The sequence below is a fragment of the Micromonospora sp. A200 genome (assembly GCF_029893845.1).
GTDB classification, from domain to species: Bacteria; Actinomycetota; Actinomycetes; order Mycobacteriales; family Micromonosporaceae; genus Micromonospora; species Micromonospora purpureochromogenes.
This window is the reverse complement of the sequence record NZ_JARXXY010000009.1, coordinates 82,633-100,781: the sequence shown is the minus strand read 5'-3', so window position 1 is coordinate 100,781 and position 18,149 is coordinate 82,633. Positions and strand designations below refer to the sequence as shown.

Below are 18,149 nucleotides of genomic sequence, written 5' to 3'. Positions count from 1 at the left end.
CGCGGTCGATCCCCGACGTGATCAGGGGTCGCCACTACCAGCGGTGACGCCAACTCCGGCCCCTGGGATCACCGACGGTGAGCGACGTCGTCGGGTGGAGGGGTCAGCCGAGGGAGGCGCGGAGGGCGGCGTCCTTCTCGGCCACCATCTCCTCCAGGCTGGCCTGGAAGGCGGTCATCCGCTTCAGCAGCGCCGGGTCCGAGGCGGCCAGGATGCGGACGGCGAGCAGGCCCGCGTTGCGGGCGTTGCCGATCGACACGGTGGCCACCGGCACCCCGGCCGGCATCTGCACGATGGAGAGCAGGGAGTCCATCCCGTCGAGGTACTTCAGCGGCACCGGCACGCCGATCACCGGCAACGGGGTCACCGAGGCGACCATGCCGGGCAGGTGGGCCGCGCCGCCCGCCCCGGCGATGATCACCTTGACGCCACGATCGGCGGCGGAGCGGCCGTACTCGATCATCTTCACCGGGGTGCGGTGGGCGGAGACGACGCCCACCTCGTAGGGGACCCCGAACTCGTCCAGCGCCTCGGCGGCGGCCTTCATGACCGGCCAGTCCGAGTCGCTGCCCATGATCAGCCCGACGGTGCTCACACGCGGCTTCCCTTCGTTCGCGGCTGCGGGGCTCGCAAGCTCACTCCTCGCGCTCACTGTCCCTCGCGCAGCCAACGGGCGGCCCGCGCGGCCCGCGCCCGTACATTGTCCAGGTCGTTGCCGAGCACCGTGACGTGCCCGATCTTGCGGCCCGGCCGCACCTGCTTGCCGTACAGGTGGACCTTGGCGCCCGGCTCGGCGGCGAAGAGGTGGTGCAGCCGCTCGTCGATGGAGATGCCGCCCGGCTCGCCGCCGAGCACGTTCGCCATCACCACCACCGGGGCGGTCAGCGAGGTGTCCCCCATCGGGTAGTCGAGCACGGCCCGCAGGTGCTGCTCGAACTGCGAGGTGCGGGCGCCCTCGATGGTCCAGTGCCCCGAGTTGTGCGGCCGCATGGCCAGCTCGTTGACGACCAGGCCGGCGTCGGTCTGGAACAGCTCCACCGCCAGCAGGCCGACCACGCCGAGCGCGGTGGCCAGGTCGATGGCGAGCTGCTGGGCGGCGAGCGCGAGCTCCTCCGGCAGGTCGGGCGCGGGGGCGAGCACCTCGACGCAGATCCCGTCCCGCTGCACGGTCTCCACCACCGGGTACGCGGCGACCTGCCCGAACGGCGAGCGAGCCACCTGCACGGCCAGCTCCCGACGCAGCGCCACCCGATCCTCGACGATCAGCGAGGTGCCGCCGGCGAGCAGCGTCGCGGCCAGCTCGGCGGCCCCGGTCGGGTCGTCGACCATCCAGACGCCCCGGCCGTCGTAGCCGCCGCGGGCGGCCTTCAGCACCACCGGCCAGCCGTTCTCCTCGCCGAAGGCGACCAGGTCGGCGGGCTCGGCGACCGGCCGCCAGGCCGGGTTCGGAGCGCCCAGCGCATCGAGGCGCTCCCGCATGATCCGCTTGTCCTGGGCGTGGAGCAGCGCGTCGGCGGGCGGGAAGAGCTTCACGCCCTCGGCGGCGAGGGCGCGGATGTGCTCGGTGGGCACGTGCTCGTGGTCGAAGGTGACCACGTCGCAGCCCTTGGCGAAGGTGCGCAGCGCGGAGAGGTCGGTGTGGTCGCCGTACTGGACGTCGGAGGCGACCAGGGCGGCGCCGTCGTCCGGGGCGAGCGCCAGCACGCGCAGTGACTGGCCGAGGGCGATGGCGGCCTGGTGGGTCATCCGGGCCAGCTGGCCTCCGCCCACCATGCCGACGACGGGCAGACCGGTACGGGAATCCATAGCGCCGCCAGCCTATCCGGGCCGCCGGCGATCACCGCGGCGAGGGGCGCCGGCCCGCCGGATCAACTCCGGGCGTCAGCCGAGCTGGGCGACCAGGTCGTCGACCGAGGTCACCGGCCGCTGGCAGACGAAACCCCGGCAGACGTACGCGGTGGGCCGCCCGTCGATCAGCGGCCGGTCCGCGAGCAGCGGCACCCCCGGCTGGTCGGGCCGGCCGGCCACCACGACCGCGCCGGGCGGGGCGTGCCGCACGGCGGCGGCCACCAGCGGGTCACCCACCGCGTCGTCGGTCGCCACCGCGATCTCGTACGGCCCGGAGAGCAGCGCCTCCCCCATCGTCGCCGCGTAGCCGGTGAAGCGGGCGTGCCGCCCGACGATAGGCGCGACGGTGGCCAGCGCCGCCTCGGCGGCCTCCCGGTAGCGGTTCTCCCCGGTCAGCGCCGCGTACGCCACCAGCGCCGCCACGATCGCCGAGCGCCCCGACGGGGTGGCGTTGTCGGTCGGGTCGGCCGGCCGGGCGACCAGCTGCTCGGCGTCGTCGGCGGTGTCGTAGAAGCCGCCGCCCGGGGCGGCGAACCGGGCCAGGGCCACGTCGAGCAGCCCGCCGGCCAGCTCCAGCCAGCGCCCCTCGCCGGTGAGCTGGTGCATCGCGCAGAACGCCTCGGCCACGCAGCCGTAGTCCTCCAACACGCCGGCCGGCTCGCCGACCACCTTGTCCCGGGACGCCCGGCGCAGCCGCCCGTCAACGATGTGCACGGCGGCCAGGTGCTCGGCGGCGTCGCGCATCGCGCCATCCGCGACGGTGGTGACGCCTTCCATCAGGTTGGCGTCCTCGTCGTCGGGCGAGGCGTAGAGGGCGGCGACCCGGAGGAACTCGGCGATCGCGGTGATCGCCAGGCCGTTCCAGGCGGCCACCACCTTGTCGTCGCGGGCCGGTTGCGGGCGGGTGTCCCGGGCGACGAGCAGCCGACCGACGACGTCCCGCCAGCGGGCCCGAATCTCCGGGTCGGCGTCGTCGACGTCCCGGGCCAGCCGCAGCACGCTCGTGCCGTGCTCGAAGGTGCCCTTTTCGGTCACCTCGAAGAGGTCGGCTGCCCAGCGGCCGTCCTCCTCGCCGAGCGCCTCGACGAGCTGGGCCGGGGTCCAGGCGTAGGTCAACCCCTCGACGCCCTCGGTGTCGGCGTCCAGCGCGGAGGCGAAGCCCTCCCCCGCCCGGTGCAGCTCGTCGGCGAGGAACCGGGCGGTGTCCCGGGCCACCCGCCGGGCCATCCGGTCACCGGTGAGCCGCCAGAGCTGGGCGTAGCACCGCAGCAGCAGGGCGTTGTCGTAGAGCATCTTCTCGAAGTGCGGCACGGTCCAGTGCGCGTCCACGGAATAGCGGGCGAAGCCGCCGGCGAGCTGGTCGTGGATGCCGCCCCGGGCCATCGCCTCGGCGGTGTGCCGGGCGATCTCCAGGCTGCGCGCCGAGCCGGTGCGCTGGTGGTGCCGGAGCAGGAAGAGCAGGTTCATGTGCGGCGGGAACTTCGGCGCCCCGCCGAAGCCGCCGTTCGTCGCGTCGTACTCGCGGGAGAGCTGGTCGGCGGCGGAGTCCAGCAGCTCGGCGGTGAGCGGGGCGGTCGGGCCGCCGACGGCCTGGGCGCCGCCGATCGCCTCGACCACGGCGGCGCCCTGGCGCAGCACCGCCTCACGCTGGTCGCGCCACGCCGTGGCGACCGACTCCAGCAGCCGGACGAAGTTCGCCCGGGGGAAGTACGTGCCGCAGAAGAACGGGGTGCCGTCGGGGGTGGCGAAGACCGTCATCGGCCAGCCGCCCTGCCCGGTCATCGCCTGGGTGGCGGTCATGTAGACCGCGTCGACGTCCGGCCGCTCCTCCCGGTCCACCTTGATCGCCACGAAGTCGTCGTTGACCAGCGCGCCGACCTGCTCGTTCTCGAACGACTCGTGGGCCATCACGTGACACCAGTAGACTAGCAGAAGCATAAGTGGCAGGACGAATACCCAACTGAAATCAGTAGGGGAACGTCCCGCCTCTTAGCCTCTGCCATCGCCTCCTCTCCCCACGGCCACCAGTCCACAGGATTGGTGGCGTGCTGGAGTAGGTAGGGCGACTGGGAGCTTGCCAGTCGGTTCATGTGGCCGATCCTGCCACAGGAGGAGTGAAGTGAGCGCGTCACTGCCCGAAGAGTCGGGACCGAATGACCTTGAGCTGCGGGGCACCCCTCCCGGGCTGCTGCCGTTCGCCGACCTGCTGGCGGACCACCCGGACGCCGTCCTCGTAGGTGCCTACTCTCGGATCTCCGACGACTGGCGCAAGAACAACACGAAGAAGGCCAAGGCGTCCGCCTGGGCGGCCGGCAAGGGCGTGGCGAACCAGCATCGGCGCAACGACAAGAACGCCGCCCGGCACGGGCTGATCATCGTGCATCGCTACACCGACAACGACCTGACCGCGTCGTCGGACGACCTCGTCCGCCCGGACTTCGAGGCGATGCTGCGGGACCTCCGTGCGGGCAGGACCAAGACCGGCTACCGGCTGGACGGGATCATCGCCGTCGACCAGGACCGGGTCCAGCGGACCAGCGTGGCCTGGGAGAGGTTCGTTGACGCTCTCCACGCCCGGCCTGGCCGAATGCTCTGGACACCATCGGGCTCGATGGACCTCACCGACGAGGGCGAGGTCATCAAGTCGGGGATCATGGCCGTCCTGAACCGGGCCGAGTCGATGAAGAAGAAGCGGCGCATCCGCGACTGGCATCAAGACCTCATCCTCGACGGGCTGCCGCACAGTGGCCCGCGGCCCTTCGGCTGGGAGGAGGACAAGATGACGCTGCGCAAGGCAGAGTCCGACTTCCTGGCCTGGGCCATCCGCGAACGGATCAAGGGCAAGGCACTGCCGACGCTGTGCGCGGAAGCGGAGCGGCGCGGCTTGAAGGGCAGCAAGGGCGGAACGATCGTTCCCACGACGCTGTCCCAGATGATGACCGCCCCTCGCGTGTGCGGCTACCGGGCCAATCGCGGCACGCTCGCGCTGGACGAGAACGACGCACCGATCGTCGGCAAGTGGGAGACGATCGTGACGCCGGCTGAATGGGAGGCGGTCTGTGCCACGTTCGGCGCGGGCAGCACGTACCTGCATCGGGGGCCCGGAGCCCCGCGCGTCACGGGCAAGCCGAAGACCGTGAAGTACCTGGCCTCGCAGTTGCTGAAGTGCATGAACAGGATCGAGCGCGACGGCGAGACTCGGATCTGCAACGGCTCGCTCAACGGGAGCCCGACGAAGTCGGCCCGGAGCCCGTACACCTACAGGTGTGGCGGCTGCAACAAGAACTCGATCGCCGGGCCGATGGTGGACCGCCAGATCATGCGCCTGCTACTGGCCAAGCTCGGGCAGGCGCAGATCACCTACCGCAAGCCCGAGCTGGCCTGGCCGCTGGAGTCGACCCTCAAGAACCTGGCGGACCGGCTCGCTGGCCTGGAGAAGCGGTGGATGGCGGGCGAAGTCGATGACGAGCAGTTCTACCGCCTGTCCCCTGGCCTGTCGGCTGAGGTGAAGAAGCTGCGCACCGAGCGTGCCCGGTGGGAAATGGAAAATGCGGCCGGCTCCGAAGAACCGGCCGACATCATCCGCAAGTGGCGCACTGGCGAATACGATCTCGCGCAGCGCCGAAGGATCTTGTTCGATGTGTTCGCCGCGATCCAGGTGCAGCCGGGGCAGAAGGGGTCCAAGAGGCCGGACCCCCACCGGCTCAAGCCGATCTGGCGGTGAACTCGACGCCGAGAAGTTCCCCCAGGGCCGCCCACCGCTCCTCGTCCCACTCCGGCGAGGCCGCCAGGTGGGCGGCCACCCAGGTCTCGATCTCGGCGTCCACGACGGGGTCGAACAGGTCTTCGGTCAGGACGTTGACCACGCTGCGCACTGCTCCTTGCTGAGGGGGGGTGAACGACGAAAGCCCCGAGACTGGCCACCCTGCGGTGAGCCAGCCTCGGGGCTGTTCCGTTCACGGTGGTGTGGCGTAGGGGTGGGCAATCGATGCCCGAGTTGGGTAGAAATGCAGGGGTCGGTGTTGATACGTAGGGGTAGGGGATGGCTGAGTACGATCCGCAGAGCCGGCAGTGGGTGCTCTGGGCTGGCGACCGGGCGATCTGGGTAGGGCCCGAACGAACCGCGGTGCCGGTCAACATCGAGCTGGTCACCCCGCAGCGGGTGTACCTGCGAGCCAGGGCTGCGGCCGGCGGGAAGCGGCGCGGCGAGATCTGGTTCGAGGGCAGGCACACCCGCCGGGTGGTGCCTGAGGCGGCGTACGTGCACGGGGGGAAGGCGCACTACCCGCCGGACGGGGTCCGGCTGGAGGAAGCGGCCTGACCTACGCCCCGTACTCCAGGGCGACGTAGAGCGACAGCGCCAGGGCGGCGGCCCCGAGGATCAGCGCGCCGACGGTGGCGGCCAGGTAGGTCAGCAGGCTCTTGACCATGCTCACAATCACACACCACCGTCGAGCAAGTCGAGCTGCTCGCGCAGGTACCGGTCCACCTCGTCGGCCAGCATGCACTGGTCGTAGTCCTCGATCGGCCGCACCTCGCCGCCGTACCGGCTGGCGACCTGGTGGAGGTACTCGAAGAACCGGCCCGAGCGGGGCAGGGCGGTGGCCGACTGGGTGAAGAAGGCCCGGCGGAAGCGCCGGCCACGCAGGCGGTCGACGGCGTTGGAGCTGAACACCTGGTTGGGCTGGAACTGTCGGTACTGCGGGCCCTCTTGCAGCCAGCCGACGACCAGGATGTCCTCAAGGCTGGCGGGTTGAACGATCACTGTCGACTCCTCTCTCAGGCCGCAGCCTGGCGGACGCGCTTCTCGATGTCGCGGACGGTGCTCTCACCGATGCCGAGCTGGCGGGCGACGGCTCGGGTACTCATGCCGGAGGCGCGCAGGTTCACCACCTGGCTGCCCCGCGGGTCCTCGACGTCCACGCCCATCCGCTGGGCGACCACGGTGTACCGCAGGCCGGTGGCCTTGGCGATGCCGAGGATGCCGGTGATCCCTCGGTCGGCGAGCACCTCGACGAGGACGTCGAAGGCGTTCTGCCGCGCCTCGGTCTTGTCGCCGGCCTTGCGGAAGCGAGCCAGCGCCCGCTCGACGGGGCCGATGCCGCCCCACACGCCGTACTCCTCGGCCTCGCCGAGGATCTTGCACTGCTCCATCAGGGGGCAGAAGGAGCAGGCGTCCTTCGCCTCGTCTTCCCGGGCCGGGTCGAAGAACAGCTCGGGGTCGTTCTGGCAGATCACTGGGGTGGTGCTCCTTGCTGGGGTTGTTGCGGAGGGGGCGGGGCGGTGCTTACGGGGCGACACGACCGTGCTTCTCGAAGGCGGCGTGGACCTGCGGGAACTCCTCGGCGAAGATCCGCTCCATGCCCTCGGCCATCAGCTCGATCTCGTGCTGCGGGTGGCCCTTGATGGTGGCGTTGTCCTTGGCCGTGCGCAGGGAGAGCAGGTTCATCAGGCTGCGCAGGTTCACCGTGATGTAGCCCGAGGTGTAGAGGCTCACCGGCAGCACCGAGCGGGCGATCTCGCGGGCGACGCCGGCATCGAGCAGCTCCCGGTACCGGCGGAACTGGTCGCGGGCGCTGAGTCGGATCGCGGCCTGCGTCTGGCCGTGCTGGCGGGGCGTGCCGGCCTCGAACTGGTACGCGCCGGCCTTGCCGACCTGCACGAGGTTGCGGTCCTCGTTGGGCAGGTAGAACACCGGCTCCAGCTCGACGTACCGGCCGGACGCCTCGCTGATCGAGGAGATCCGGTGCTTGGCGAGCTGGCGCATCACGAAGATCGGCAGCTCGAAGTAGAAGGTGATGGCGCAGTGCTCGAACGGGACGCCGTGCCGCTCCCTGAGCAGGAAGTCGATGAAGCCCTGGCGGGCGGCCTCGTTCATGTCGCCGCCGGTCTTCTTGATGCTGGCCTTGGCCATGCGGATGACCTTGGCGTCGTTGCCCATGCTGTCGTCCAGCAGGATGGTCACGTCGTTGCGGTAGGTGATCACTTGACGTACCTCCGGCTCATCCCGGTCAGGTGGTACAGACCCTGCGGGCAGTCGTAGTAGCGGTTCTCCCGAGCCATCCCCCGGCGGGTGCCGTACTTGGCGGCGGTCCGGTTGCGCTTGGCCTTGGCTCGGCCGAGTGCCTTGTCGGCGTCGTGCTGGTCGAAGAACCCGCGCTTATTGCAGGCGGTGCACCAGACGTGGTCGACGGTCTTCATGGGTGTTGCCTCCTCACTTCTTCATCTCGTCGCAGGGGCAGGACTCCAGGACGCAGGCTCCGCGGCTGTTGCCGACCGCGCTGTGGACCCAGGCGGCGTGCATGCAGCGGATGTCGGTGCAGAAGTCCTTGGTGGGGCGCTTGGCCCCGACGGTGTTGGCCAGGAGCAGGCCGGGGCTGTGCAGCTTGACCGTCCCGAACTTGCCGTTGATGCCGACCTTGCCGGCGAGCTTCAGCGCCTCGCTCTCGGAGGCGAAGGGCCCCCAGTTGATGCCGAGCTGGCCGTCGCCGAAGCGGTGTGTCAGGGCCACCCAGTCGCGCATGTCCAGCAGCTCGGCGACCTCCTTGATGACTGCCTTGGCCATCGCGTCGGCGCTGTTGTACTGGTCGCTCTCCAAGATGGCGACGACTGCCGCCACCTCGTCCTTGCGCGGGGTGATCCTCATTCAGGTGCCTCCTCTCTCTCGTCGGTCGCTCTACAATTCACAGTCAGGCCGGCGTGTAGACCAGCCGCAGCTTCGCGTTGCCCGCCAGGTACTCGGTCGAGTAGTTGAACCGGCCCTCCTCGCCGGGCACCCGCCAGATGTCGTTGACCTTGACCCGGACGTCGCGGTTGCCCAGGCGGGGCTCGACGCGGACCACGACGCTGCCGTCGGGCAGGGCCCGGAGCTGGGCGACCGAGGCGACGATGTCGTCGTCGATCTTGTCGAGGTGCTCCGGCTCGTACGCCCACGGCTGGGAGCCGGCGAAGGCGTCCTCGGTCTCCAGCTCGACCTCGAACCGCTGGTCGAGCGGGTGGCTGCGCTTGTTCACGATCCGGCCGACCGCACCCTCACGCAGCTCGGGGCTGGTGTAGTTGGACGTGCCGTTCACCCGCACCCGGTCGCCGACCTGCAGCGTCCGGCCGGCGATGAACATCTGCGGGATGGCGTAGACGTCGGCGAGCTGCTTGGCCCAGTGCTCCAGGGCTTCGGTGAAGGCGGCCACCGGGTCCGCCTCCTCCTGCTTGGCGGGGCGCTGGATCAGGCGGACCTCGTCCCCCGCGAACGGGAAGACCAGGCCGTCGTCGAACTTCACCCGCAGCACCGGGCCGTGGATCTCGTCGATGGTGCCCCGCTGGCCGGGGAGGATCTGCCCACCGAGGAAGTGGGTGGTGGTCACCTCGACGATGTCGCCCACCTCGTACGTGGTCAGGATCTCGGGGTTGAGGATCTCGCCGGGCAGGTAGGACTCCAGCGCCCAGGACGACATGGTGAAGCTGTCGGCCTCGAAGCTGCCGTCCTCCAGCTTGAGGTAGACGTCGCCCTCGATGTCCTTGAGCTGGGTGCCGATCGGCAGGGCGTTCAGACCGGCCTCGTCCTCGACGGTGTACTTCTCGTCGGTGATCTTGATGGTGCTCACTGGTAGGTCGTGCCTCTCTCTTGGTTCGCCGGTTACATTACACACGCAGGTCAGCGGTGTGCAATTGGGGTCAGCGGGTGTCTTGCCGGTCGTCGAACTGCTTGCTCAGCTCGGGCTTGTGGTTCCACTCGTTCAGCGTGAAGCAGTGCCAGGCGGCGGCGACCAGGTGCGGCTGGCCGGTCTCCGGGTCGAGGTCTTCCCCCGACCAGAAGGCGTTGAGGTGGCGCTGCAGGGCGGCGTAGCTGAGCGAGTACGGGTACCCCTTGCGCCAGTTGTCCAGGTCCCCCGGCTCGACGGGGTACTTGGCGTTGCCGTAGCCGTACCGCTCGGCGAGCTGGCGCAGGGTCAGCGTCGGGATCTGGTCGTACCGCTGCGGCTTGGCGTCCTTCGCGCCCCCGCTGGCGGCCACCTGCCGCACCACGCCGTCCACGGACATCAGCGTCTCGGTCTCGCCGGCCCGGCACGGCACACTCGGTGCCATGTCGTCCTCGTGCACCGCCCGCAGCCTGCTGGGGCCGGCGTCCGGCTGCACCAGCCACACGTCGGGGCGGTAGCCCTGCCCGATCACGATGCCGGAGCTGCCCGGCTCCAGCTCGTGGTCGAGGCACGCCTCGTCGCCTGTCACCAGCACCCGATCACCCGGCCAGCACCTCATGCGGCCAGCCCGTGCCGGCGGCGGCTGCGGTCAGCGATCGTGCGCTGCGGCTTGGCCATCGTCTTCAGGCTCAGGTGGTCGGGGCGCACGCACAGCTTGGCCGAGCTGCACGACACCACCTTCTGGTTGGCCTCCGGCCTGCCGTAGGTCAGGGTCCAGGCGGTGCGGGTGGCGGTCCAGGCGACGCCGTAGAGGGTGGCGATCCCCTGCCCCTTGACGTCGGCCCCGGTCCAGATCCAGCAGTCGCCGGTCCGGTCGACCCGGTTCCAGAACCGCTCCTCCTCGGTGTCACCCTCGACGAAGGTCGGCAGGCGCTTCGACTCGGGCTTGGTGTAGTGGCGCAGCGGGACGTCGGCGAGGACGTCACCGTGCCGGCGCAGCCGGCTCGTGTGTCCCCCGCAGATGCCGCCCGGCTTGAGGGCGTCGTTCCTGCAGCCCTTGCCCTGGCTGCTCTCCACCGTGCACTTGGCCACCCGGCGGACCTCCTCTCTGTGCTCTTGTTCCCCCCTGTCCTGCTCTACATTACACGTCCCGGGGAGGGGGCTCCGACATCCGCGCACCCCCTCCCCCTGCGTGCTGGGTCAGCGGGCGAGCGCCGGCCGACCCCTGCCGCCCAGGCGGCTGCCACCCAGGTCGGCACGCTGGCCGGCTCGGTAGCCGGCGGCAGCCCCCGATCCCTTGAAGCTGCGCTGCCGGGCCTGCCCGAGCTTGCCGTACGCCTGGTCACGCTGCGCCTTGACCAGCGTGGCCCGGTCGGCGAGGACCAGCGCAACGGACGGGCCGCCCGGCTGGGCGACCTGCTCGGCCTGCTGCTTGGCCCGCTTCTCGGCCTCGGTCAGGCGCTGGTAGATCGCGACGCGGAAGCCCTCGATCCAGGACTTGCGGAAGGCGACGGTGCTCTCCCACCACGTCGGCGGGGCCTCGGCCTGCGCCAGGCCGTTGGCCATCTGCACCAGCAGGCTGGTGTACAGCATCTCGATGCGCTCCAGGTCGCTGCCGTAGGCGAACAGGTGCACCTGGTACTGGCGCTTGCCGTTCGGGTACCGGGTGCGCAGCACGCACTTGGCACCCAGGGCCTGGGCCACCGAGTCGAGCAGGCGCTGCTTGTCCAGGGCGTACGCCCCCTCGATCACCACGATCTTGTCGCCGATCACGTCGGTGGTCGGGTCCGCGGAGGCGAGCATGGCCCGGGTGATCCCGTACTGCGCCATCAGCTCGGTCGCCTTGGCGGTGAACGCCTCGGCCTCGGCCGGCGTGGCGGCCGGGTTCTCGGCCAGGGTCAGCATCTTGCGGATGCGGTCGAGCATCTTGTCGGCGGGGATGTTGGAGATGGTGCAGCTCCTCGTGGTTGAGGGATGGGTTGGTCGGGAGTACTGGTGCCTGCGGTCGGTCGTGAACCGTCGCCGCCCAGGTCGGGCCGCAGGCTGGGCCGTCAGGCCCGGTGGTCGTGGATGGGGTACTGCTGCACGGCCGGCGTCACCTGGACGCGGGCCCACTGTTCGGCGGTGAGGGTGGTCCGCAGCACGTCGACCTGGGCGGCCAGCGCGGCGGTCTCGACAATCACGGCGGCCGGGTCGCCCGGCTCGTAGACGTGGACGGCGTCGTCGAAGGCGACGACCTCGACGGCGGCGGCCATCAGGCGTACACCACCTGGCCGAAGAGGGCGCACTCCAGGACGGCGAGCGCACCGACCACGTCGATGTCTCCCTCGTCACCGTTGGTGCGGTCGGCGTCGAGGATGTCCTTGCGCAGGGCCCGGCCCATGTACAGCCGCTCCCCCGTCTCGGCGTTGTGCAGCACCTCGCCGTCGCGCTCGGTCTCCCGCATCACCGCCCGGCGGATCACGCCCAGGCCCTTGGCCATCGTGTCGATGTCGACCCGGTGCTTGGTGCCCGGCTCGTCCTCCGGCTCGATCACCGCGTAGGCGTCGGCACCCTCCCCCTCGTACTCGTGCACGAGGAACCAGCCGTAGCCGTAGTTCTCGATGGCGGTGACGAGCAGGCCGTCGAGGAACTCGATGCGCTCGGCGCTGCGGGTGCGGGTCTTGGTCATGGTCACGATGCCTCCTGTGTGTGGTGTGGTGTCGGGTCGGGGGATGCGCTGGCCGGCGACCGGTCCACCGGCCAGCGCCCAATGTCACAGCGGGTCAGAGAGTCAGGCCGACGATGCGCGTCGCCAGCGGCATGGCCACCGTCCGGCTGCCGTACGCCATCAGGGCGGCGGTCAGCAGCGCCTCGTTGTCGGCGGTGAACCCGGGCTCCCCCTCCACCGCGATGCGCAGGTGGATGGTCCGGGTGTTGGCGGGGGTCGGCGGCCGGGCGACCGCCACGTCCACCTCGATGTCGTAGATCACGACAGCGTCCTTCCATCGATGATCTCCAGCGTCGAACCCTTGGCCAGGGCGAGCACCTCGATGTCCGGGCGGATGCGGTCGTACACCTCACCGTCGAGCACCACCGCAGCCACCCGGCCGGCGGTCGTCGCGCTCACGTAGACGGCGGTACGGACATCCAGCACCCGGCGGGACGCGGAGCAGAACATGTTCCGCGCCACGGCCTGCCGCAGCACCTCGCGATTCAGGGCGGCGTCGCGGTCGGCGTCGGTCTCAGCCAGCAGGGCGGCCATGATGTTGTTCATTGGGTGGGTCCTCCTCGGGTCGGGGTGGGTAGGTCAGGCAGCCTCGGCCAGCAGCCGAGACGAGGCGTGGATCAGGCGGAGCAGGTCGACGGGCAGCAGCTTGACCTCGGACTCGCGCCCCTCGGAGTCGGTCACGGCCAGGACGTACTCGCCCAGGTTCTTCCTGCTGCCGGCCAGGTAGACGTGGCCGTCGTCGGTGGTGGGCAGGTCCATCTCGTTGGGCATGTCAGTTCTCCTCTACGTCGGCCAGGAGCTGCTCCGTGGTGAGGCTGGCGCGGCGGGGCAGGTTGCGCACAGCCCGCTGCAGGTTGGCCTGCGGCGTGCCGGCGGTGAAGTAGTTGCCGTTCGACCAGGTGGTGTCGCCCAGCGTCCGCACGTTGGCGGTCACCGCCTCCCCCCTCTCGGGGTGCAGGGCGGCGATCACGTAGCCGTCGACACCCCCGGCGTACAGGTGGGGCAGCACGGCGTGCACCTCGAAGCCATTGATCTTGATCACGGTCGTCTCTCCTCGCGTCGGGTTAAAGGATGGGGTCAGGTCAGGCGGCGGTCCGGTCGACCGCGCAGGTCAGGGTCAGCGTCGGGTCAGCTCGGCGACCATCAGTCGCACCCGCTGCGGGTCGGTCAGGGGTCGGGCCGAGTCCGACGGGCGGCCGATCGCCTGCTCCCACAGGCACGCCCGGCAGAGCACCTCGTCGGTGGCGTCCAGCGACCGGTACGCGGCGGGGTTGTCGCAGTAGTCGCAGCACCGGGGCGACACCCCGTGCCCGACCAGCCAGGCGGCGGCCACCTTGACGTCGTGCGTGCTGCCGAACACCTGCGACGACCGGGTGTGCAGCGTCTCGCTGGTCACGGTCACCAGGTAGTAGTCCCGGGCAGGGTTGCCGTCGGTGACGTGGTCGACGGTCCACTGCGCGGGCTGCGAGCAGTAGTCGCCGTAGCCGGCGAACAGGCGAGTCGGGGTGCCGACGGTCATGAATGTCTCCTCGAGATCGGTGCTGATGGATGGGGGTCGTGCGTGCCCCGGGTCGGTCGTGAGCCGACGCCGTCCAGGCCGGGCCCGGGGCGGTGGTGTCAGAAGCGGGCGTTGCCGGGCCCCTTGCGCGGGCAGTAGCCGAGGTTCAGGTGCACGCGGTTGTAGAGCAGGAAGTGCCGGGCGAAGGCACCCTCAGTCGGCAGCTCCTCGCCGCAGCCGGAGCACTCCCCCGGCGTCCCGTCCCACCGGGTGAAGGGCGTACGGTCCAGCGCGTCGCGGTCGGCGTCGCTGATCAGGTCCCACTTGGTGGTGCTCATCGATGTCCTCTCGGGTCGGTAGGTCAGGGTCAGCGGGCGGTGGCGGACAGCCACCGGTCGGCGCAGCCGCGCTCGCGGCAGAAGTTCAGCCATCGACCGTCGCCGAAGAAGCTGGCCAGGAAGTCGGTGGTGGTCTTGCGGCAGCCCTTGCACGTACGCATGTCGGTCCTTTCATCGAGGGTTGTCAGTGGGAGGAGTGGTGCCCCCGGTCGGTCGTGAGCCGACGCCGTCCAGGCCGGGCCGGGGGCTACATTGCACACCGGGTCAGTCCTTGCGACCCTTGCGCTGCCAGATCCAGGTGGTGGCCTGCAGGGTCACCGGGCAGATCCCGAGCCGGCGCGCGGCGGTCTGGTAGGCGTACTCCAGCGCTTCGTACATGCCGACCCGGTCGAGCAGCAGCTTGCAGTCCTCGCGGTTGTCGAGCGCCACGCGCACGGCGTGCACATCGATGGTCACCACTTCGCGGTCGCCGAGGATGTTGGCGGCGAAGCGCCGGGTTTTCGGGCTGCCCTCGCCGAACGTCGCGAGCGGCGTGTCACTGGCCAGCGCAGCGCGGGCATTCTCCACACTCCGCCCCATCACCGCGTGCGGCGCGCGGCCGGTCGTGACCAGGGTGGTAGCGGCCACCACGTTAGGCGTCCACATGAGCTGCGGCGACAGGTGCGCGATGGCGGCGGCGACGTGCTCGACGCTGTAGTCGGTCACCTCCGCCAGGTCCCGCGCGATGTCCAGAGCGCGCGGGTACCACAGCGCGCCGTCCTCTTTCATGGCGGGCGTGGTCCGGTCGTACACCCGGCAGATCTGGTCGGCCACCGCGCGGGTGCCGCCGACGCCGTTGTGCCGCAGCCGCTGGTCGTGGGTGAGGATCTTGCGACGGGACATGGTGAGTCCTTTCATTGAGGGGTGTGATTGGGGAGTGGTGGTGCGCCCGGTCGGTCGTGAGCCGACGCCGTCCCTGCCGGGCCGGGCGCTACATGTCACAGCCAGCCGAGCTGCTTGCCCAGTGCCTGCCAGGCATCGGCCGGGGCCGGGTACCAGCCGGACCGCGCGATGATCTCGTCGCCCCGGCTGGCGCAGAACTGAGTGACGCCGTTCTGCCAATCGGTCTGCGACCAGACGGAGATATCGATGGCGGTGGTGGTCTCGGTCATGATGAGTCCTCTCATGGATGGGGATGGATGGGAGATTTGGTGCGCCCGGTCGGTCGTGAGCCGACGCTGTCCCTGCCAGGCCGGGCGCTACAGTTCACACACGCGCCATGAAAACCACGTCCGGCTTCCCCGGGGTGTAGTTCGGCACGCGGCCGGTCTCACGGAATCCGTGCCGGGCGTACAGGGTCGGCAGGTACCCGTCGAAACAGTCGAGGGTCACCCCGCCGGCCGCAATCGCCGACGTCACCAGCAGGTCACCGCGCCCCTTGACGGTGCTGAATACGCCGATCACGTCCCCGTCCGGCGTGATGCCGTATCCACTGTGGCCATCCTCCGCCAGGTAGTACCGGGCATCGACGGGCATCTCTTCCGGCTTGCTGCAAGCCTCGACAATCTCCGGCCGGGTAGCGCGGGCAGCGACGAAAGCTGCCAGGTACACCGCGTGCGTAACATCGATGATCATTGAAACCTCCGAGAGTGAGGGAATGGATGGGGATGGATGTTGCGTGCCCGGCCAGGGAATCGAACCCTGCCGATCGCTCGCCGGTATCCATACCGGCCGGGCGTACCCGGGACGTCCCGGGACCGTGAGGACTTCACTGCCTGGCAGCTACTCCGCCTACTCCCCCGTACGGGGGAACACTCACGGTCCCGGGTAGTCCCGGTAATCGGGCGTCGACCGGGACCGTGAGGACTTCACTGCCGGGCATCCCCGGGCAGCTACTCCGCCTACTCCCCCGTACGGGGGAACACTCACGGTCCCGGGACAGTCCCGGTGGCCAATCTGTTTGTGCCCGGGTTTGATGTGCGCTCACGGGACGCTACTCCCGTATATCGATGAGACCCGATAGGTGGTTTCCTTACCGATCATTCCGTGCGACTTCACTGCCTGGCAGCTACTCCGCCTACTCCCCCGTACGGGGGAACAACACGGTGACACCGTTGGGGACCTACCTACCGGGCTACCTCACACAATGCGCACTCCGCCATGCGTGTGCCCGGACCGTTTCGGCCAATCTGTTCTCTGTGTAGTTGCGCCGTGCTTCACAAGTACGCATCCCCCCGGGCTGTCGCCCCGGTCCGCCCGGCGTCCGTCGGGGGAGGTACGACACACACACAACCATGACAGGTAAGGGATGGCAAATTGTCGTCGAGATTGAGACGCAGGTCACAAAAATGTGCCTGCTCTGTCCCGATTCTGCCCGATATGCACACGTCGACACAACGTAGTTTGATCATGACGGAACGTCGATGGTATCGACTGGCATTGATTGTCCGGTGTGGACAGCAGGCGCCGCTTTCAGCCGGAGGGTAGCGGAGTGATCACGCTAGGTAGAGCTGCCCAGGCAGGCGCGGGGGATCGATGGCTGTCATGTTCCACTGTGGTCTGTCCACTGTCGACCGTCCACGGTGGCGATCGATGGGCGTCACACTCCACAGTGTGGGCAGGCTAGGTCACTGTCCACTGTGGTGATCGATGAGTGTCATCGTCCACTGTGCTCTGTGTCTGTTGTGGACTGTCCCACGTCGACTGTCCTACGTGGTCTGTCCACTCTCGACTGTCCACAAGGGAGGGGGGCGGACCCCTCACGCTACGTGATTCACACCGCTCGGTCGTAGCAGCTCAGATTCTGCCACAGTTTCCAAGGTCGATCTGACGAGGGGACCTGCGCCGGCCCCGCGGAGTCTGCGCAGGTCATCGCCGTTCATCGGGTGCGCCGGAGGTCCATCAGCCGCTGGTGAAACTCCTCGTCGCTGAGGTTGCCGGCGTCCTTCTCGGCGACCAGCTCCTGGAGGCCGGCGACGAACGAGCCGGGCGGCGCGGTGTCAGAGATCGTGGTGCCGAGCATCTGCGCCATGAAGGCGGCGCTGACCTCCTGCGGGTTGTTCATGTCGACCATGACCTCACCCTACCCCATCGTCCACATCCGTGGACGGGCCCGAAAGGGCCCCATCCGTTCGCCGCTGCCTGGTTGTCGTAGGTCTACCCTAACCTGCTGATCATGACTCTTGAGCAGCTTGTCGAGCACATCGACGCCATGATCCTGAAGGCCGAGGACGAGCTGGCCATGTACCGCAGGGAAGACCGCAAGCTGATGATCCCTGCCTGCGAGTTCCAGCTCGAACTCCTGAGGAAGACTCTCGACGTCGACCCGGGGGTCGAGACCACGTCTCGGCGCGCTCGCCGCCTGATCGAGAACCTCCAGGGGAAGATCGAGAAGGCGACCGCCGATGGTGACATGGTGCAGGTCAGGATCTCCGAGCTGTGCGTTCTCTACCTCCAGCAGGCTCTGGGTGAGAAGCCGATCGAGTAGCCTCCTGCCGCCGTGGTCTCCTGGTTGGGGCCCCTTCGGGGGCCCTTTCCCTTCGCCGATGTATGTAATTGTGAGCCCGGTCACTTCATCCGGCAAAAGGTCTCCGTCGAACCGTATTAATACTGTAAGCAGCTTCGCAGCCAGCGGGTTGGGCCCCGAAGGGGCCAACAACCGACGACTGTTGACCTGCTGTCTGGCCCCTCTCGGGGCCATCACCGGAGACCAGCTACCAGGTAGCAGGTTGGGTCTCCTGTCCTCTGCTTGGCCCTGGGTCCGCAGTCTTCGGGCATACGCGGCCGGGGCCTTCTCTCTACAGGGAGGGGGGAGCTGGTTGCCAGGCTGGCAGAACAGTGACCGGCGCGACCGGCTCCCCCCGGACTGGGACAAGATCCGAGTCCGCATCCTGAGGCGCGATGGGTACCGCTGCAAGGTGAAGAACACCTACGGCGAACGGTGCAAGGAAGCCGCGGTCGAGGTCGACCACATCCGCGCTGGGGATGATCACTCGGACGACAACCTGAGGGCCATCTGCGAATGGCACCACGGGAAGAAGAGCGGCGGCGAGGGTGGTGCGGCCCTGGCCGCCAAGCGTCGCCAGATCGACAAGCGATTCCGCAGGACCGAGGAGCACCCCGGCCTGCTGTGATGTGCG

29 protein-coding genes and 1 pseudogene are annotated in these 18,149 nt (G+C 69.3%); 4 read left to right on the top strand and 26 right to left on the bottom strand.

From position 1 onward, the window contains the following. Nucleotides 1-103 precede the first annotated feature (103 nt). From purE to M2302_RS11245, 3 genes and pseudogenes are all read right to left on the bottom strand, one after another. A complete protein-coding gene (purE, locus tag M2302_RS11255) occupies nucleotides 104-595 on the bottom strand; it encodes a 5-(carboxyamino)imidazole ribonucleotide mutase (protein ID WP_280837862.1) in 492 nt (163 codons plus the stop codon). 53 nt (nucleotides 596-648) lie between these two features. Beyond that, the gene (locus M2302_RS11250; protein WP_280837861.1) at nucleotides 649-1,806 is read right to left on the bottom strand and encodes a 5-(carboxyamino)imidazole ribonucleotide synthase; all 1,158 of its coding nucleotides are present in this window, start codon (nucleotides 1,804-1,806) and stop codon (nucleotides 649-651) included. Between the two features lie 75 nt (nucleotides 1,807-1,881). Beyond that, nucleotides 1,882-3,938 (bottom strand): annotated as a pseudogene (locus M2302_RS11245) (thioredoxin domain-containing protein). A gap of 29 nt (nucleotides 3,939-3,967) precedes the next feature. Here M2302_RS11245 and M2302_RS11240 point away from each other — a divergent pair. Continuing rightward, nucleotides 3,968-5,572, top strand: a complete 1,605-nt coding sequence (locus tag M2302_RS11240) for a recombinase family protein (protein ID WP_280837860.1) — start codon at nucleotides 3,968-3,970, stop codon at nucleotides 5,570-5,572. Here the strand turns inward: M2302_RS11240 and M2302_RS11235 are convergent. Next, complete coding sequence (locus M2302_RS11235; RefSeq protein WP_280837859.1) at nucleotides 5,553-5,714, bottom strand: hypothetical protein; 162 nt, start codon at nucleotides 5,712-5,714, stop codon at nucleotides 5,553-5,555. The genes M2302_RS11240 and M2302_RS11235 overlap by 20 nt on opposite strands. Nucleotides 5,715-5,890: 176 nt before the next feature. On the opposite strand from M2302_RS11235, the gene M2302_RS11230 reads away from it, so the two are divergent. Then, nucleotides 5,891-6,169: a hypothetical protein gene (locus M2302_RS11230; RefSeq protein ID WP_280837858.1), complete on the top strand. Its 279-nt coding sequence runs from the start codon at nucleotides 5,891-5,893 to the stop codon at nucleotides 6,167-6,169. 117 nt (nucleotides 6,170-6,286) lie between these two features. Here the strand turns inward: M2302_RS11230 and M2302_RS11225 are convergent, their stop codons facing one another. The 22 genes from M2302_RS11225 to M2302_RS11120 all read right to left on the bottom strand — a co-directional run bounded on the left by M2302_RS11225 (nucleotide 6,287) and on the right by M2302_RS11120 (nucleotide 17,083). After that, the gene (locus tag M2302_RS11225) at nucleotides 6,287-6,613 is read right to left on the bottom strand and encodes a hypothetical protein (RefSeq protein WP_280837857.1); all 327 of its coding nucleotides are present in this window, start codon (nucleotides 6,611-6,613) and stop codon (nucleotides 6,287-6,289) included. A gap of 14 nt (nucleotides 6,614-6,627) precedes the next feature. Continuing rightward, a complete protein-coding gene (locus M2302_RS11220; RefSeq protein ID WP_280837856.1) occupies nucleotides 6,628-7,086 on the bottom strand; it encodes a WhiB family transcriptional regulator in 459 nt (152 codons plus the stop codon). 49 nt (nucleotides 7,087-7,135) lie between these two features. Next, the gene (gene thyX, locus M2302_RS11215; protein WP_280837855.1) at nucleotides 7,136-7,834 is read right to left on the bottom strand and encodes an FAD-dependent thymidylate synthase; all 699 of its coding nucleotides are present in this window, start codon (nucleotides 7,832-7,834) and stop codon (nucleotides 7,136-7,138) included. After that, entirely contained in the window at nucleotides 7,831-8,049 is a 219-nt protein-coding gene (locus M2302_RS11210; RefSeq protein WP_280837854.1) for a hypothetical protein, read from the bottom strand. Before M2302_RS11210 ends, thyX begins: the two co-directional genes overlap by 4 nt. A gap of 13 nt (nucleotides 8,050-8,062) precedes the next feature. After that, nucleotides 8,063-8,494, bottom strand: a complete 432-nt coding sequence (locus M2302_RS11205) for a hypothetical protein (protein ID WP_280837853.1) — start codon at nucleotides 8,492-8,494, stop codon at nucleotides 8,063-8,065. 43 nt (nucleotides 8,495-8,537) lie between these two features. Next, complete coding sequence (locus tag M2302_RS11200) at nucleotides 8,538-9,449, bottom strand: hypothetical protein (RefSeq protein WP_280837852.1); 912 nt, start codon at nucleotides 9,447-9,449, stop codon at nucleotides 8,538-8,540. Between the two features lie 70 nt (nucleotides 9,450-9,519). After that, nucleotides 9,520-10,080: a dATP/dGTP diphosphohydrolase domain-containing protein gene (locus M2302_RS11195; protein WP_280837851.1), complete on the bottom strand. Its 561-nt coding sequence runs from the start codon at nucleotides 10,078-10,080 to the stop codon at nucleotides 9,520-9,522. A 20-nt stretch (nucleotides 10,081-10,100) separates the two neighbouring features. Further along, on the bottom strand, nucleotides 10,101-10,577 hold the full coding sequence (locus tag M2302_RS11190) for a hypothetical protein (RefSeq protein WP_280837850.1): 477 nt from the start codon (nucleotides 10,575-10,577) through the stop codon (nucleotides 10,101-10,103). Between the two features lie 108 nt (nucleotides 10,578-10,685). Further along, nucleotides 10,686-11,411 (bottom strand): DUF2786 domain-containing protein, encoded by a 726-nt coding sequence (locus M2302_RS11185; RefSeq protein ID WP_280837849.1) that lies wholly within the window; start codon nucleotides 11,409-11,411, stop codon nucleotides 10,686-10,688. A gap of 125 nt (nucleotides 11,412-11,536) precedes the next feature. Beyond that, nucleotides 11,537-11,740, bottom strand: a complete 204-nt coding sequence (locus tag M2302_RS11180) for a hypothetical protein (protein WP_280837848.1) — start codon at nucleotides 11,738-11,740, stop codon at nucleotides 11,537-11,539. Next, nucleotides 11,740-12,162: a hypothetical protein gene (locus M2302_RS11175; RefSeq protein ID WP_280837847.1), complete on the bottom strand. Its 423-nt coding sequence runs from the start codon at nucleotides 12,160-12,162 to the stop codon at nucleotides 11,740-11,742. The genes M2302_RS11180 and M2302_RS11175 overlap by 1 nt, the downstream gene beginning before the upstream one ends. Before the next feature lie 88 nt (nucleotides 12,163-12,250). After that, entirely contained in the window at nucleotides 12,251-12,457 is a 207-nt protein-coding gene (locus M2302_RS11170) for a hypothetical protein (RefSeq protein ID WP_280837846.1), read from the bottom strand. Next, entirely contained in the window at nucleotides 12,454-12,741 is a 288-nt protein-coding gene (locus M2302_RS11165; RefSeq protein WP_280837845.1) for a hypothetical protein, read from the bottom strand. The genes M2302_RS11170 and M2302_RS11165 overlap by 4 nt, the downstream gene beginning before the upstream one ends. Before the next feature lie 33 nt (nucleotides 12,742-12,774). Then, nucleotides 12,775-12,966 carry a hypothetical protein gene (locus tag M2302_RS11160; RefSeq protein ID WP_280837844.1) on the bottom strand — a complete coding sequence of 64 codons (192 nt, stop codon included), beginning with the start codon at nucleotides 12,964-12,966 and terminating at the stop codon, nucleotides 12,775-12,777. A gap of 1 nt (nucleotide 12,967) precedes the next feature. Beyond that, complete coding sequence (locus tag M2302_RS11155; protein ID WP_280837843.1) at nucleotides 12,968-13,237, bottom strand: hypothetical protein; 270 nt, start codon at nucleotides 13,235-13,237, stop codon at nucleotides 12,968-12,970. 75 nt (nucleotides 13,238-13,312) lie between these two features. Next, a complete protein-coding gene (locus tag M2302_RS11150) occupies nucleotides 13,313-13,714 on the bottom strand; it encodes a hypothetical protein (protein WP_280837842.1) in 402 nt (133 codons plus the stop codon). A gap of 98 nt (nucleotides 13,715-13,812) precedes the next feature. Continuing rightward, nucleotides 13,813-14,031 (bottom strand): hypothetical protein, encoded by a 219-nt coding sequence (locus M2302_RS11145; RefSeq protein WP_280837841.1) that lies wholly within the window; start codon nucleotides 14,029-14,031, stop codon nucleotides 13,813-13,815. A 29-nt stretch (nucleotides 14,032-14,060) separates the two neighbouring features. Then, on the bottom strand, nucleotides 14,061-14,192 hold the full coding sequence (locus M2302_RS11140; RefSeq protein ID WP_280837840.1) for a hypothetical protein: 132 nt from the start codon (nucleotides 14,190-14,192) through the stop codon (nucleotides 14,061-14,063). Between the two features lie 103 nt (nucleotides 14,193-14,295). After that, nucleotides 14,296-14,913 carry a hypothetical protein gene (locus M2302_RS11135; RefSeq protein WP_280837839.1) on the bottom strand — a complete coding sequence of 206 codons (618 nt, stop codon included), beginning with the start codon at nucleotides 14,911-14,913 and terminating at the stop codon, nucleotides 14,296-14,298. Between the two features lie 95 nt (nucleotides 14,914-15,008). Next, entirely contained in the window at nucleotides 15,009-15,182 is a 174-nt protein-coding gene (locus tag M2302_RS11130; RefSeq protein ID WP_280837838.1) for a hypothetical protein, read from the bottom strand. A gap of 94 nt (nucleotides 15,183-15,276) precedes the next feature. Beyond that, nucleotides 15,277-15,645 (bottom strand): hypothetical protein, encoded by a 369-nt coding sequence (locus M2302_RS11125; protein WP_280837837.1) that lies wholly within the window; start codon nucleotides 15,643-15,645, stop codon nucleotides 15,277-15,279. 1,243 nt (nucleotides 15,646-16,888) lie between these two features. Next, on the bottom strand, nucleotides 16,889-17,083 hold the full coding sequence (locus tag M2302_RS11120) for a hypothetical protein (protein ID WP_280837836.1): 195 nt from the start codon (nucleotides 17,081-17,083) through the stop codon (nucleotides 16,889-16,891). A gap of 102 nt (nucleotides 17,084-17,185) precedes the next feature. On the opposite strand from M2302_RS11120, the gene M2302_RS11115 reads away from it, so the two are divergent. Both M2302_RS11115 and M2302_RS11110 read left to right on the top strand, forming a co-directional pair. Further along, nucleotides 17,186-17,497 (top strand): hypothetical protein, encoded by a 312-nt coding sequence (locus tag M2302_RS11115; protein WP_280837835.1) that lies wholly within the window; start codon nucleotides 17,186-17,188, stop codon nucleotides 17,495-17,497. Between the two features lie 430 nt (nucleotides 17,498-17,927). After that, nucleotides 17,928-18,143, top strand: coding sequence for a hypothetical protein (locus tag M2302_RS11110; RefSeq protein WP_280837834.1), 216 nt, complete (start codon nucleotides 17,928-17,930; stop codon nucleotides 18,141-18,143). Nucleotides 18,144-18,149: the final 6 nt, after the last annotated feature.